This is a genomic window from Streptomyces fodineus (genome assembly GCF_001735805.1).
Taxonomy (GTDB): Bacteria; Actinomycetota; Actinomycetes; order Streptomycetales; family Streptomycetaceae; genus Streptomyces; species Streptomyces fodineus.
On the sequence record NZ_CP017248.1, the window covers coordinates 2,749,278 to 2,763,756 of the forward strand.

Consider the following 14,479-nt stretch of genomic DNA (forward strand, 5'->3'; position numbering starts at 1 on the left):
AAACGATCTGCCCAGGGCATCGCACCGGTCATGAGGCGGTATTCATGCGTGACTTGATGTCGCTCAGTACGTCACGCAAGTCCGCCAGCAGTGCGGCCTCCTCGGCTCTGAGGTAGAAATGCCCACCAGGCAGCACCCGGAGCCGGAAAGCATGGTGCGTCAGTTCCCCCCAGCGGCGCATCTGCTCCGGGGTCACTTCCGAATCATCGTCACCGGTGTAGCCGTACACCGGGCAGTCGAGCAGGGGCCGGGGGCCACCGGAATAGTCGTCCACCAGATGGTAGTCCGCGCGGACCGCGGGAAGCACGATCTCCCGCAGGCCGGGGTCGGCGAACACGGCGGCACGGCTCGCGTCGAAGCTCACCACATGCGCGATGATCTCCTCGTCCGTGCCGGAGATCATCTGCCGGCCGGCCAGCGCATGCGTCGGCCGTCTGCCGGACACACACAAGGCAGCCGGCGGACGCCCCTGTTCCTGGAAGCGCAGCGCCACCTCGTGCGCCACCGAAGCCCCCATGCTGTGGCCGAACAGCACCAGCCGATGCCGGGTCAGCTCGCCGAGCGCGTCGGCTATGTCGTCCGCGAGGGCTTCCAGCGCGGTCGGGAACCGATCGCCGAAGCGGTCCTCGCGGCCCGGGTACCGGACGGCCAGCACACCGACGTCCGAGGGCAGCCCCGCGGGCCAGGTGCGATAGGCACTCGCACCGGAGCCGGCGGAGGGGAAGCAGACGAGTTTCGTCTCGCACCCGTCGTCATCACGGTAGCGGCGTAACCACCGCTCTCCCACCGGACCACTCATCGAAGAATTCCCTTCCGTGCCGTCACCTGTCGGGAGGAACCGTCAGTCATGGGAGAGACCGGGCGCCACGTACTCCGCGGCCGTTCAACCGACGTCGCCCCCGACCTTGGCGAGGATGGTGCTCTCGGCGTTCTGCCCCGCGCGACGGGCGACGATCGAGTCGACGATCTCACCGCTTCGTACCGCGATGTTCGACAGCAGCGAGGAGGTCAGGCCGTGGGTGTGCTCGGTACCGCCCTGAAGGTAGATGCCGCACCGCATCTCGGGGGCGGTCATGATGCGGTAGTCCCGCTCCACCCGGTATCGGCCCGCCTCGTCACGCAGGCAGAGACGGTCGAGATCGCCGAGCAGGCCCGTGGGCTCCATCGCGTCGTAGCCGGTCGCGCAGACGACGGCGTCGAAGCTGAGTTCGCGCACCTCGGCGTCGGGCCCGCCCTCCACGGAGACACGGGTCTCGGCACCGACGCGCTTCACACCGATGACCCTCGTCAGGTTGAGGAACCGCAGACGCCTGACTCCCCGTACGTCGTCGTCGTACGACCTGCGGTACAGCTCCCTGATCACGTCGCCGTCGACGACCGAGTAGTTCGTGTTGCGGTGGTACCGCCAGAAAGCGTCCCGCGTCTGCTCGGTACCGTAGTAGTAGTCGTCGACGGCTCCGGGGTCGAAGACCTGGTTGGCGTACGGGGTGTCGTCCGCGATGGCGTAGCCGTACGACGGGATGATCGCCCACACCTGGGCGTGCGGAAGCTCGTCGTACAGGAACCTGGTGATCTCGGCTGCGCTCTGACCCGCTCCGGCCACCGCCACCCGCCGCAGTTCCCGGGGGTTCATTCGACGGTACTTCTCCAGGAACTCGGAGCTGTGCCACACCCGTTCGTCGCGCTCGGCCCCCTCGGGCATGCTGGGGACGAGGCCCGTCGAGATCACCACGTTCCGTGCCTCGACGACGCGGTCGACGCGGCCGGTGGCATCCGCCACCTCCAGTCGCAGACGGTCCGACAGCTCCGGAGCCGTGTCCGGCGGCAGTCGGACAGACGTCACTTCCGAGCCGTACACGATGCGATCGGCCACTCGTGCCTGGGCCCACTCGAGGTACTGGTGGAACTCCTCGCGCGTGGGGAAGAAGTCCTGGTTGTTGACGAACTGCGGGAGCCGCCCCGACGCATGCAGGTATGAGATGAAGCTGAAACTCGACATCGGATTGCGGAAGGTGACCAAGTCCTTGAGGAAGGACACCTGCATGGTCGCCGACGGCAGCAGCATATTGCGGTGCCACCCGAAGGAGGGTTGACGCTCCAGGAAGAGGCTCTTGACCTCATTTTCCGAACCATTCGCCCGGAGCTCTTCCAGAGCGATGGCGAGTGACAGGTTGGAAGGACCGAGCCCAATTCCTACCGCATCGTAGATCTCGTGTTCACGATCACTCATAGAAAATTCTTCCGCTGGCTTGGATGTGCGATGCACCGTGCACGCCGTCGAGCGATAATCTTCCGCCCCCTAAAGGCTCAACGCCCATACGGGCTTGAATTTCCATTCGGCTCGCCGCCAACTTAGACCGAGCCGGTGAACCATTCAAGTACGCCGGACTCAGCCGGAAGCACACGCTGTATCAGTGAATCCGCGGGGACCGTGTATTCATGTCCCGCCGACGGGACACCCAGGCTTCCCGGCGAAGTCGCCGGCCGCGATGGCGGTGACGACGATTCCTTTCTCCACCGTCCACCGCCCTGTGAACCCGCGGGGGACCTCCGCGTCGCCGATCCCCGCTTCGCGGGCCGCGGCCTGGCCGGCCGCAAGGACCACCGCGCTGAAGGCCCGGTCCCGTGGCCGGAAGGTGAGCCGTGCGTCCTCGAACTCCAGCCAGGCACCCGTGAGGGGGAACCAGGCCTTGAACACGGCCTCCATGGCGGAGAAGAGGAGGCAGTCCCAGTTGATGCGGGGATCCTGGCGCTCCAGCTCGGCGAGGTGGTCGCGTTCCGGCGGCAGGGAGACCAGGTCCAGAAGGTCGTCGTACAGCGGAGCGTGGGGTTCGGCGTCGATTCCGACAGCTGACAGTCGAGTCCGGTCCGCGACGGCGGCCGCTCGGTAGCCGTCGCAATGCGTCATGCTGCCCACCACGCCCTTCGGCCACAACGGAGCCCCCCGGTCGCCGCGCAGCAACGGGACCGGTGCGTGGCCCAGCTCGCCCAATGCCCGTCGCGCCAGGTGGCGCACAGTGGTGCACTCCCGACGCCGGCGCGGCACGGCGTTCTCGACCAGTACTTCCTCTTCCGGGAGCAGCGCGGCGTCCGCCGGATCCCCGAAGGCCTTCCGCAAGTGCGGAACAAGGCGGCACTTCGCGGAACCGGCGGCGTGTTCCGCAGTTGAACGAGTAGCTGCCAGAGGCGAATTGACGGTGGATGGGGTGATTGAGAACGTGAACAACGGTTCACGCGTCCCAGGAGCCTCATGGCACTGCGTGAGCGGTCCGATCAGTGGCCGAGACAGGAGAGCCGATGAGCACTGCGCCTGCCACGCTGGCCGTACCCGTACCCGCGGCGCGCATCCGCCCGGCGGCGGCACGCAGGTTCGCCGAGTCGGCGCGCACGGTCCCCAGCCTGGCGACATTCGAACAAGCCGTGGAGGACACGCGCGAACGCGTCCGCACTGTCACCGAAAGGGTGCCGCTGGACCGGCTGAACGGCTGGCGCCACGACGAGGACACGGGCTTCATCACCCATGAGAGCGGCCGCTTCTTCTCCGTCGAAGGCCTGCGGGTAGAGACGCAGGGCCCACGGGCGGCGTGGGGACAGCCCATCATCAACCAGCCGGAAACCGGCATCCTGGGGTTCCTGGTGAAGGAGATCGGCGGGATCCTGCACTTCCTCATGCAGCTCAAGGCGGAGCCGGGCAACCGCAACGGCCTTCAGCTCTCCCCCACCGTCCAGGCGACCAGGAGCAACTACACCGGCGTCCACGGCGGGCAACCCGTGCCGTATCTGGAGTTCTTCCAGGACTCCGCGCGGCGGCGGGTGATCGCCGACGTGCGCCAGTCCGAGCATGGGACGAGGTTCCTGTGCAAGCGGAACCGGAACATGATCGTGGAGACCACGGAGCCCGTCGAGGCGCGGGACGGATTCGTGTGGCTCACGCTGGGGCAGATCCACCACCTGCTGGCCGTCGAGGACCTGGTGAACATGAGCACCCGGTCCGTGCTCGCCTGCCTTCCCCTGGAAGGGGGTGCCCCCCACACCGGGGACGAGGACTTCGGAACGGCACTCGCGCGTTCCCTGACCCCGGGCAGCCTCGAGCTGCATCCGTTGGCGAACGTCCTGAGCTGGATCACCGAGGCCAGGACGCGATCCGAGATGCGCGCACACACCGTGCCGCTGGACGCGCTCGCGGACTGGGCGGTCAGCGACGGCCGGATCAGTCACCAGGCGGGGCGGTACTTCGATGTGATCGGGGTGCGGGTGGAGGCGTTGGGCCGGGAGGTGGGCCAGTGGTGCCAGCCCATGATCCACGCCCGGGCCGCGGGGCTGGTGGCCTTTCTCATCACACGTGTGCGCGGTGTGCTGCATGTACTCATGCAGGTGCGGGCCGAGCCGGGGCTGACGGACACCGCGGAGCTGGCGCCCACAGTGCAGTGCACTCCGGACGACTGTGCCCGGCTGTCACCCGGGGAGCGACCGCTCTTCCTCGACCTGGCCCAGAACGCCCGGGCCGCCGACATCCGGTTCGACACCGTCCTGTCCGAAGAGGGCGGGCGCTTCTACCACACCGGCAGCCGGCATCTCGTGGTCGAGACCGGATGGCTGCCGGAGCCGCCGGACTTCCGTTGGCTGACCCTGGCTCAGCTCGAAGAGCTGACCCAGCACAGCTACTACCTCAACATGCAGGCTCGAAGCATGATGGCGTGTCTGCGTTCCCTGTTCCACGGAGATGCCCGATGAGCACCACCGGCGGTGAGGACCGGCTCCACACGCGGTTGGGGCGTACGGCGCTGCGGGTCAGCCGTATCTGCCTGGGCACGGTCAACTTCGGGGGGCGGGTGGAGGAGCCCGAGGCGCGGGAGCTTATGGATCACGCGGTCGACAGCGGGATCAACTTCGTCGACACCGCGGACATGTACGGCTGGCGTGAGTACAAGGGCTACACGGAGGAGGTCATCGGCAGGTGGCTGGCCTCTCGCGCGTCGCTCCGCGACCGGGTGGTGCTGGCCACCAAGGTGGGCAATCCCATGGGCGAAGGCCTCAACGAGCGGGGACTGTCCGCGCGGCACATCGTCGCCGCCTGCGAGGGGTCGCTGCGCCGCCTGGGCACCGAGTGGATCGACCTGTACCAGATGCACCACGTGGACCGGGACGCCGGCTGGGACGAGGTGTGGCAGGCCATGGAGCTCCTCGTGCAGCAGGGCAAGGTGCGCTACGTCGGCTCGTCCAACTTCGCCGGCTGGGACGTCGCGGCGGCGCAGGAGGCGGCGAAGGCGCGCCACTTTCTGGGCCTGGTGTCCGAGCAGTGTCTGTACAACCTCGCCGTGCGCTATCCGGAGCTGGAGCTGCTCCCCGCGGCACGCGCGTACGGAGTGGCGGTGCTGCCCTGGTCCCCGTTGCACGGCGGACTGCTGAGCGGTGTGCTGCGCAAGACCGCCGAGGGCCGTGCGGTCAAGTCGGGGCAGGGGCGGTCGGCGGCGGCGCTGGAAGGGATGCGCGACACGATCGACCGGTACGAGCGGCTGTGCGCGGACTTCGGACGTGATCCGGCGGAGGTCGGCCTCGCCTGGGTGATGTCGCGGCCCGGAGTGACGTCCACGGTCATCGGGCCGCGCACCCCCGGCCATGTCAAGGACGCGCTGCGGGCGTTGGAATCGCCCCTGTCGGACGGGGAGACGGCCGAACTGGAGGAGCTGTTCCCACCGATCGGCCAGGGTGGGGCGGCTCCGGACGCATGGCTTACCTGATGCTGCCGACGGGCGTCTCCGTACGACGGCCACCAGGCGGCTGACCTGCTGTTCCTGGACTCGCCGTGCCGGGGCACCAGGGGAGTTCGGGGTGCTGCCGCGGCCCCGTCCGGTGAGAGGTGCCGGCCGCCCGCTCGCGGCCGGGCGCTGCGTGACGGGCCAACGGCCCCCTGTGCCGCCGCGTGCTCGGGTGGCGCCCTTGTCCGCCCCTGCGTGCACCGCGGCGGTCGAGCGCACAGAGGCAGCGGCCGTCGGCAGCGGCAAGGCGGCGTACGCCGACGCGGGGTCGGAGTACGCCGCCTGGAAGCGGGACGAGCTGCGGGGGCCAGCCCGCCCGCTCACTTCAGGTCGCGGTTGAACAATCCCGTCGACCAGCGGTAGCCGAGCGCGGCCAGGCCGACGCACCAGGCGATGGCGATCCACCCGTTGTTGCCGATGTGGGTGCCGAGCAGCAGACCGCGCAGGGTTTCGATGGCGGGGGTGAAGGGCTGGTACTCGGCGATCGGCCGGAACCAGCCCGGCATCGTGTCGGCCGGGATGAAGGCGCTGGAGATGAGCGGGAGGAGGATCAGCGGCATGGCCATGTTGCCGGCCGCCTCGGCGTTCGGGCTGGCCATCCCGATCCCGACCGCGATCCAGGTGAGGGCCAGGGAGAACAGCGCCAGCAGACCGAATGCGGCCAGCCACTCCAGGGCGGTGGCGTCGGTGGAGCGGAAGCCGATGGCCACACCGACGGCGCCGACGAGGACCACGCTCATCAGGCACTGGAGCACGCTGCCGACGACGTGCCCGATGAGTACGGAGCCACGGTGGATCGCCATGGTGCGGAAGCGGGCGATGATGCCTTCGGTCATGTCCATGGAGACGGACGCCGCGGCCCCGATCACGGTGCTGCCGATGGTCATCATCAGGATGCCCGGGACGATGTAGGCGATGTACTCGGAGCGGTCCGCCTTGCCGCCTCCGATGCCCGCGCTCATCACGTCGCCGAAGATGTAGACGAACAGTAACAGCAGCATGACCGGCGTGAGCAGCAGGTTCAGGGTGAGGGACGGGTAGCGCCGGGCGTGCAGGAGGTTGCGGCGCAGCATCGTGGACGAGTCACGGACGGCGAGGGAGAGAGCGCTCATCGGACGGCCTTCTTGGGCTGGTTGGGGACGTTGGCTCCGCCGGTCAGGGCGAAGAACACGTCGTTGAGGTCGGGGGTGTGCACGGTGAGCTCGTCGGCCTCGATGCCGGCCGTGTCCAGCCAGTCGAGGATGGAGCGCAGCTCGCGCTGGGTGCCGTCGCTGGGGATCTGGAGCGACAGCGCCTCGTCGTCGCGGGCGGCCTCGCGCAGCGCGGAGGTGGCGGACTGGTAGGCGGCCGGGTCGGTGAAGCGGAGCCGGACGTGTCCGCCGGGGATCAGGCGCTTCAGCTCCTCCGCGCTCCCCTCGGCGGCGATCCTGCCGTCGTTGAGCACGGCGATCCGGTCGGCGAGTTCGTCGGCCTCCTCCAGGTACTGCGTGGTGAGGAAGACGGTCACCCCGTCGGAGACCAGTTCGCGGATGATCTGCCACATGTTGTGGCGGGAGCGGGGGTCGAGCCCGGTGGTCGGTTCGTCGAGGAAGATGATCCGCGGGTTGCCGACCAGGGTCATGGCAAGGTCGAGTCGGCGCTTCATGCCGCCGGAGTAGGTCGACGCGGGCTTCTTGGCCGCGTCCACCAGGTCGAAGCGCTCCAGCAGTTCGGCGGCGCTGCGCCGTCCCTCGGACTTGGACAGGTGGTGCAGGTCCGCCATGAGGAGCATGTTCTCCTCGCCGGTGATCAGGCCGTCGACGGCGGAGAACTGCCCGGTGACACCGATCGCGGCACGGATGGCCTGCGGGTCGGCGGCGAGGTCGTGGCCGCCGACGCGGATCCCACCGGCGTCGGCGGAGATCAGGGTGGAGAGAATCTTGACGGCGGTGGTCTTGCCGGCGCCGTTCGGGCCGAGCAGGGAGAAGATCGTCCCTTCGGGGACGGCCAGGTCGATGCCGTCGAGCACGACCTTGTCGCCGTAGGACTTGCGCAGTCCGGTGGCGGTGATCGCCTGCGCCGTGGCATTCGGCGCGGATGATGTCCCGGTGGCAGTCATGCCGCTTTTCCTTTCACGGGAGTTGCGGGGACGCGGGGTCAGGCGCGGTGGATGATGATGTCGCCCGCATCGGTCCGGGCGTACACCTGAACGGTCTCGGCGGAGTCCGCGGGCCCGGCGGACGAGCCGAGTGAGTTGCGTACCGTGCCGTATTTGGGGGTCAGGTCGAGCCAGGCGGCGGCGCCCTCGTGGATTCCCACCTCCAGGTCACCGACGGTGGTGCGCAGGTCGATACGGCCGCGGGTGACGTCGCCGACGCGGATACCGCCGCTGGTGGCCTTGGCGTCGACCCCGGCGTGGGCGACGCCGATGGCGATCCGGCCGTTGGCGCAGTTGGCACCGACGTCACCGTGCGCGACACGGACGGAGATGTCGCCGTTGGCCGCGTTGATCTTCAGGCCGCCGGTGACCTCGCCCACGTCGGTCACGCCGTTGCCGTTCTTGACGGTTGCCGTGCCGGCTACGGTGCCGATCTCGATCCGGCCCGAGCCGAGGACCTCGATGTCCCCGGTCGAGCGGGCCAGCCGGATGTCGCCGTGATCGGTCTTGAGGTTGGCGCCGGTCACCTCGTCGACGTGAAGGTCGCCGAGCGCGGTCTTGAACACGGCCTCGCCGATGCGGCCTTCGCAGCGGAAGCTGCCCATGTCGGAGGTGCCCCGGACGTCGGATCCGGCGGGCAGCTCGATGCTCACCTCGATGGCACCGGACTTGCCGAACAGGGACCGCTTCTTCTTGTGCGTCTTGACCGTGAGGCGGCCGCCCGAGCAGGTGACCTCGGTCTGCTGCACGGCGCGCATGTCGTCGGCGTCGGATCCATCGCGCGGCAGCACCTCCACGACCGTGTCGGTGCGCTTGCCGGCGGTGATGTGGGCGGTGCCGACCTCCAGCTCGAGGATGACGGAGATCGGTTCGGGGGTCTCGAAAGCAGGCATGGCTGTTCCGTCCTCGTGGCTCGGTTGAGTGGTCCCGCTGGTGAGGCGGGTGACGAGTGGTGTCGGCGGGACCGGCGGTCCGCCGTCGGAAGCAGGGCGTGGCGCGGGGCCAGGGCGTGTTGCCAAAGTCCCGTCGTTCTTCCGAAGGGCGGGCCTCGCGGCGGCAGGGGCGTGCTCTGGGGGTCCCCCGGCCGAAGGCTGGGGGAGGGACTTTCGTAACACGCCCTAGCGGACCCAGCCGGTGAAGCCCCGGCTGACCCTGTCCTTACCGCGGCTCGGCGGACTTGCGCGCTCCCCGCCGTCGAGGGCGGTGGACACGGCCCGCACCAGCCAGGCGTTGACCGACAGTCCCTCCGCCGTCGCGGCGCTCTCGGCGCGGGCCTTGAGGTGGGCGGGGAGGCGGAGGTTGATCCGCGCCATGGCACCGTCGTCGATGTCCGCGAGCTGCGGTGGCGGCGCGGCCACGGCGGGCTCCGTGCTCGTCTCCGGCGCCTCCTGGAACGACTCGGGGACGGGCGGCGTCACCACGAACTCCGGGTCGAGCCCACGCAGTCGTACGTCGACCGAGCCCGGCGCCAGCTCCCGCGTGACCTCGACCATGGCGGCGGACAGCGCGTTGAGGAGCGTCAGGCGGGCGGCGGACTCCAGGGGGGCGGTGAGCCGCTCGGCGAGGGCGCGGGCATCGTCACCACCGGCGGCCGCGGCTACGGCCAGCTCGCGCCGGAGGCTGTCGACGTAGGGCATGAGGTCCATGACGCCATAGTGGCACACTGATGGCACCATGTCGAGCCAGCTTGGCTCCTCTTTTACAATCCCGCTGCGTCCTGCGGCTTCTCGCTTGAAGTGAGCGCCTTGTGGCGCCATACCGAAGGCGAGGCGGCACTCGACGGTGCCACTATGGCACCACTGCCTGAGCGCCCCATGCATCTGGCGCCATCCCGCCGCCGGTCTGGCACCACTCGGCAGTCCTCGCCGCGCGGCCGGCGAACTCCGCGGGATCACAGAGCGGCATCGAGACGGCGCGCTTCGGTGTAGTCGGGAAGCAGGCCCTGTTCGTCGAGCTCCTTCAGAGTGGGTGCCGTGCGATCCCGTTCGGACAGCACCGCCTCCCGTGCATCGGGCAAGGGCAGCGCGAGAACGGGGTCGAACGCGGAGAGCGCCAGCTCATCGGCAGGCACGTACCCGGTGGACATCATGTACGCGACGAGGGTGTCGTCGCGGAGGGCGGCGAAGCCGTGCCCCACACCGACGGGGATGTACAGCGCCCGCTTGGTCGCGCCGCTCAGCCTGGTGGTGTCCCAGCAGCCGAAGGTAGGTGACCCCTTGCGCAGGTCCACGACGAAGTCCTGGGCCTCGCCCGCCAGACAGCACACGTACTTGGCCATGCCGGGCGGGCACCGGGTGAAGTGGATGCCGCGTACCGTACCGCGCCGCGAGGTGCTGCAGCCGAGCTGCACGGCGGCAAAGGCGCTCCTGCCGATGTGTGCGGCGAGCGCTTCCCCGCTGAAGGCGGAGACGAACGTTCCGCGCCGGTCGCGGTGGATCTCCGGGGAGAACTCCACGACGCCTTCCACCTTCAACTGTCGTACGTGCACGGCGTCTCCTCAGTTCGGCAGCAGGGTCGTCGGGCGGCAGGCGGTGATCCGCAGGACGGCGTGCGCGAACATCGCGAGCGTCATGTGCCGGTACCAGGACCGCCATTTGCGGACGGAGTAGCGGTCGAGTCCCGCCTCTCCCCGTGCGGAGGCGAAGTGGGCCGGGACAGCCTGGCTGTAGGAGGCCGCCGCAGCAAGTTCACCGAGGTCGGTGCGGGCCGGCGCGTAGCACACGTACGAGCCGCCCTCACGGCGCCCGAGCTGCCAGCGGACGTACCCCCCGGGGGCGGCCCGCTGCGACACCAGAGGCGAGCCGGCATTGCTCGCCAGCACGTACGGGACACGCCGGTGCTCCAGAGCCCGGCGGAATGCCGCGCTGTCGCCGTAGTACGGTGCGTCGGCCACCACCCAGCGTGCGGGCATCCCGCTGTCGAGCGCCCGGTTGATCATGGCCAGGGCAGCTGCCTCGCGGGACGCGCACTGGCGCCTGTCGGGAATGCCGGCGTGCCGGCGGGCTGCGGGATTCTCGGCCCACGGGGGCGGTATCAGCAGCTCGCGGTCGATCGCCACGGTGTTTCCCGTGGTGTCCCGGTGCAGCAGGAACACGCCGATCTGGCAGTTCTCGATGCGCCCGGACGTCGCACAGTACTGGCGGGTCACGCCGGCCGAGCTGCTTCCCTTCTTGACGAACCCCTCCTCGCTGATGACCAGTGAGGTCTTCCGGGAACCGAGGTGTCCGACCACCAGGTCGCGGACCCGGTCACGGACCTGGTCCTCGTCCCAGCGGGCGGTGGTCAGCAGCCGGTTGCGACCGTCCTCGCTGCCGGGCGGCGCGGGCCGGGAAAGCAGCCAGCACAGGTACTTGTACGCGTGACGGCGAGGTTCCGCCCTGGTGAACACGTCCTCCAGCCACTGGAAGTAGTGCAGGAGGGGCCCCGGGCCGGTGCTGTACAGAGGGGACTGGAGCATTTCGTACCACCTCCGAGGCGCGCGGGGAGACCGCGGCTCCACCACCGCGTCTCCGGCTTCACGGCCTCATCCTCGTCCCCATGTCTTAAGCGGTTCTTGCCCTCCGCTCAACGCGCGGGGCCTCGTGCGGAGGGCTCGCGCAGCCGCCCCTGAGACGCGCGTTAGCCGGGCTTTGGACACGACCCCGAGGATTGCGGGAACACCAGCCTGGAGGGGGCGACCGGAGAGGATGAAAGGCATTGTTCTCGCGGGCGGGAACGGCACGCGGCTGCACCCACTCACCATCGTGGGTTCCAAACAGCTCGCGCCGGTCTACGACAAGCCCATGATCTACTACCCGCTCTCCATGCTCATGCTCACGGGCATCCGGGACATCCTCGTCGTCACCCGCCCGTCCGAACTTCCCGCCTTCCGTGCCCTGTTGGGGGACGGAAGGCAGCTGGGGCTGAGCATCGACTACGTGGCCCAGGACAAGCCGCGCGGTATCGCCGACGCCTTCCGGGTGGGCGCGGACCACATCTACGGCGAGGAGTGCGCGCTGATCCTCGGCGACAACCTCTTCCACGGCGCCAACCTGCCCTCCCTGCTGCGCCGCAGCGCGCTCAAGGTGGACGGCTGCGTGCTGTTCGGCCAGGAAGTCGCCGCCCCCCAGCGGTTCGGCGTCGCCGAGATCGATCCGCGGGGCAGGCTCGTCTCCATCGAGGAGAAGCCCCGGCGCCCCCGCTCCAACCTCGCCATCCCGGGGCTGTACTTCTTCGACGCCCAGGTCGTGGACATCACCGAGAACCTGACGCCGTCCGCTCGGGGCGAGCTGGAGATCACCGATGTGCTGCGGGCCTATCTGGAGAAGGGCACCGCCGAGCTGGTGTGGCTGGGCAGGGGCGTCACCTGGCTGGACACCGGCACGCACGAGACGCTGCTCGAAGCGGCCACGTTCGTGCGGGATGTGCAGCGCCGGCAAGGCACGCGGCTGGGCTGCATCGAGGAGATCGCCATGTACATGGGATACATCGGCCCGGACGACTGCCACGCGCTGGGCGCGCAGATGGGCAACTCACCGTACGGCCAGTACGTCATGGAGCGCGCCCGGTCCTTCAGCAGGGGCATGCCTCCCAAGGCCTTCTCGGAGGGACTGTGAGGTTCCCCCGCACGACGACCGGCCCGGACCGGCGCGACCGGCTGCACGGGGCTGCTCACGGCCTGCGGCACCGGCTGGACCGGGCGCCGCGTTCCCGTACCGCGAGGGCCACCGCGCTCCGTTCATCCGTCCTTCGGTCCGCAGCCCACCTCCGCGAGCAGGTCCTTCAGTGACTCCTCCAGAGTACGGCGCGGCGTCCAGCCCAGCAGATCGCGTGCCCGCGTGACGTCGAGCTGCAGCCAGGGCATGTCCGAGCGCGGACTGGGCTCCGCGGCCCGTTCCTCCACCACGCGCAGCGGGCGCCCGCTGTAGGAGATGAGCAGCTCGACGAGCCTGCGCACCGGTACGGCCGCGCCACGGCCGATGTTGACGACACGCCCGGTGACCAAGGACGCGGGTGCCCGTGCCGTCGCGACGACGGCGTCGGCGACGTCCCGTACGTCGACCAGGTCACGGTAGTCGCGCAGCGGCGCGAGCCGCAGCTCTTCGTGGCCGGCTGCCAGACGCGCGGCCACCAGGCCGGGGAGGCTGGTGCGCGGCGTCCCGGGGCCGCAGACGACGGACAGGCGCAGCACCACCCCGTCCACCCCCTGCTCCGCGGCCCGCAGCACGGCCTGCGAGCCACGGAGTTTCATGCGCGCGTAGGAGCTCTCCGGGGCAGGCGGCCAGTCCTCGTCGATCGTCTCGCCGTGCCGGGACGGTCCGTATTCGTAGGCGCTGCCGAGCTGGATGAGGCGTGGCGGCCGGGGCAACCCGGCGACCACCTCGGTGAGGCGGCCGACGAATTCGACGTTGAGCTGCTCCATCTGCCGGTCGCTGCCGCCCCAGCCGACGCCCGCGGCGTTCACCAGCACCCGCGCCCCGGTGTCCGCGCACAGCCGGGCCAGTTCGGCGGGCGAGGCCGCGGCGAGGTCCATCCGTACGGCGCCCGGCACGGTCCTGTCCGGAGTGTTCCTGGAGACCTGGACGACCGTGGCGCCGGCGCAGACGAACGCGGCGCAGATGTGCCGTCCCAGATAGCCGGATCCGCCCAGTACCAGGACCGGCCCGCTGGTCACCGGCGAGCGCCGCTGTCCATGGCACCGCCGTCCTTCGTGTAGACGGCCTGCCAGAAGTAGCTCCAGGGCACTCCCCGCCCGTCCCTGACACACGTCCACGCGTCACCCGGGCGGTACGCCGAGAGGAAAAAGGGCACGGCCGCCTTGACTGCCTCGGTGTCGTGGATGTCCAGCAGTTGCCTCAGCGGGCCGTTCTCCAACGCCATCCGGACGGCTTCTTCGCCCTTCTGATTACCGTCCATGCTCTTGTCGAGATACTTGCCCACCGGGTTCTTCACGAAAAAGCCGGTGCATGTGCGGTCGATCAGCCAGAGGTACGCCTGCACCGTGTCCGGCGCCATCTCCGTGAACGAGTGCACATTGATGCACAGGTCGAAGCGGAACGACTCCATGGCTGTCTCTATCTCATCGACCTGTACGAAGCGGATCTTCGCGAACTGTTCGGCGTCCAGGACCTCGCGCAGGTAGCGCTTGCTGAGGCTGATCGTGTTCTTGATGTCGATGATGCAGTACTCGGCGAGTTCATAGTTGGACAGCATCGTGTGGGCGACCCGTCCGTATCCGGCGCCGATCTCCAGCACACGGGCGCCGTGCAGGTCGATGGCCTTCTCGATGAACCCCAACTCCAGGGAGGCCTGCAGGTAATCCAGGCAGACCGACTTGCCGTCGACGCACACGGACAGCGGGTTCCCGACTTCGCGATGCCGGACCTTCTCGATCCGTGCCCAGTCCTCCGGGCTGAGCCGTGTGGCGAGTTCGTGGACCAAGGCCTTCAGATAGCGGACGCCGTTGGTCGTCGGGTCCCACAGGGCGAGGTTGAAGTTCCGCCTGTCGGACTTGAAGCCGGTCAGGTCGGTGGCCGCGTCCTCGGTGACCCACAGATCGCTGACCCGTTCCCATTGCCGGCTTGCCGAGAAATTCCGAGACATC

At 69.2% G+C, this 14,479-nt stretch carries 14 protein-coding genes; 3 read left to right on the forward strand and 11 right to left on the reverse strand.

Features of this window, described 5'->3' with window-relative positions; translation table 11 throughout:
- Positions 1 to 28: 28 nt before the first annotated feature.
- The 3 genes from BFF78_RS11165 to BFF78_RS11175 form a co-directional block, all read right to left on the reverse strand.
- The gene (locus tag BFF78_RS11165) at positions 29 to 799 is read right to left on the reverse strand and encodes a thioesterase II family protein (RefSeq protein ID WP_069778172.1); all 771 of its coding nucleotides are present in this window, start codon (positions 797 to 799) and stop codon (positions 29 to 31) included.
- Positions 800 to 883: 84 nt separating this feature from the next.
- Positions 884 to 2,230 (reverse strand): lysine N(6)-hydroxylase/L-ornithine N(5)-oxygenase family protein, encoded by a 1,347-nt coding sequence (locus BFF78_RS11170; protein ID WP_069778173.1) that lies wholly within the window; start codon positions 2,228 to 2,230, stop codon positions 884 to 886.
- Between the two features lie 207 nt (positions 2,231 to 2,437).
- The gene (locus tag BFF78_RS11175) at positions 2,438 to 3,118 is read right to left on the reverse strand and encodes a 4'-phosphopantetheinyl transferase family protein (RefSeq protein ID WP_069778174.1); all 681 of its coding nucleotides are present in this window, start codon (positions 3,116 to 3,118) and stop codon (positions 2,438 to 2,440) included.
- Between the two features lie 179 nt (positions 3,119 to 3,297).
- On the opposite strand from BFF78_RS11175, the gene BFF78_RS11180 reads away from it, so the two are divergent.
- Entirely contained in the window at positions 3,298 to 4,734 is a 1,437-nt protein-coding gene (locus BFF78_RS11180; RefSeq protein ID WP_069778175.1) for an NDP-hexose 2,3-dehydratase family protein, read from the forward strand.
- Complete coding sequence (locus BFF78_RS11185) at positions 4,731 to 5,741, forward strand: aldo/keto reductase (RefSeq protein WP_069778176.1); 1,011 nt, start codon at positions 4,731 to 4,733, stop codon at positions 5,739 to 5,741. The genes BFF78_RS11180 and BFF78_RS11185 overlap by 4 nt, the downstream gene beginning before the upstream one ends.
- A 338-nt stretch (positions 5,742 to 6,079) precedes the next feature.
- Here the strand turns inward: BFF78_RS11185 and BFF78_RS11190 are convergent, their stop codons facing one another.
- The 6 genes from BFF78_RS11190 to BFF78_RS11215 form a co-directional block, all read right to left on the reverse strand.
- A complete protein-coding gene (locus tag BFF78_RS11190) occupies positions 6,080 to 6,871 on the reverse strand; it encodes an ABC transporter permease (protein WP_069778177.1) in 792 nt (263 codons plus the stop codon).
- A complete protein-coding gene (locus BFF78_RS11195) occupies positions 6,868 to 7,857 on the reverse strand; it encodes an ATP-binding cassette domain-containing protein (RefSeq protein ID WP_069778178.1) in 990 nt (329 codons plus the stop codon). The genes BFF78_RS11190 and BFF78_RS11195 overlap by 4 nt, the downstream gene beginning before the upstream one ends.
- Before the next feature lie 38 nt (positions 7,858 to 7,895).
- Complete coding sequence (locus tag BFF78_RS11200; protein ID WP_069778179.1) at positions 7,896 to 8,789, reverse strand: DUF4097 family beta strand repeat-containing protein; 894 nt, start codon at positions 8,787 to 8,789, stop codon at positions 7,896 to 7,898.
- A 225-nt stretch (positions 8,790 to 9,014) separates the two neighbouring features.
- Complete coding sequence (locus tag BFF78_RS11205; RefSeq protein WP_069778180.1) at positions 9,015 to 9,542, reverse strand: toxin-antitoxin system HicB family antitoxin; 528 nt, start codon at positions 9,540 to 9,542, stop codon at positions 9,015 to 9,017.
- Positions 9,543 to 9,787: 245 nt separating this feature from the next.
- Positions 9,788 to 10,384, reverse strand: coding sequence for a dTDP-4-dehydrorhamnose 3,5-epimerase family protein (locus BFF78_RS11210; RefSeq protein WP_069778181.1), 597 nt, complete (start codon positions 10,382 to 10,384; stop codon positions 9,788 to 9,790).
- A gap of 9 nt (positions 10,385 to 10,393) precedes the next feature.
- The gene (locus BFF78_RS11215; protein ID WP_079161262.1) at positions 10,394 to 11,353 is read right to left on the reverse strand and encodes an IS701 family transposase; all 960 of its coding nucleotides are present in this window, start codon (positions 11,351 to 11,353) and stop codon (positions 10,394 to 10,396) included.
- A 229-nt stretch (positions 11,354 to 11,582) separates the two neighbouring features.
- Between BFF78_RS11215 and rfbA the strand changes: the two genes are divergently transcribed.
- Positions 11,583 to 12,491 (forward strand): glucose-1-phosphate thymidylyltransferase RfbA, encoded by a 909-nt coding sequence (gene rfbA, locus BFF78_RS11220; protein ID WP_069778182.1) that lies wholly within the window; start codon positions 11,583 to 11,585, stop codon positions 12,489 to 12,491.
- Between the two features lie 122 nt (positions 12,492 to 12,613).
- Here the strand turns inward: rfbA and BFF78_RS11225 are convergent, their stop codons facing one another.
- On the reverse strand, positions 12,614 to 13,549 hold the full coding sequence (locus BFF78_RS11225) for an NAD-dependent epimerase/dehydratase family protein (RefSeq protein WP_069778183.1): 936 nt from the start codon (positions 13,547 to 13,549) through the stop codon (positions 12,614 to 12,616).
- Positions 13,546 to 14,478 carry a putative sugar O-methyltransferase gene (locus tag BFF78_RS11230; RefSeq protein ID WP_069778184.1) on the reverse strand — a complete coding sequence of 311 codons (933 nt, stop codon included), beginning with the start codon at positions 14,476 to 14,478 and terminating at the stop codon, positions 13,546 to 13,548. Before BFF78_RS11230 ends, BFF78_RS11225 begins: the two co-directional genes overlap by 4 nt.
- Between the last annotated feature and the right edge of the window lies 1 nt (position 14,479).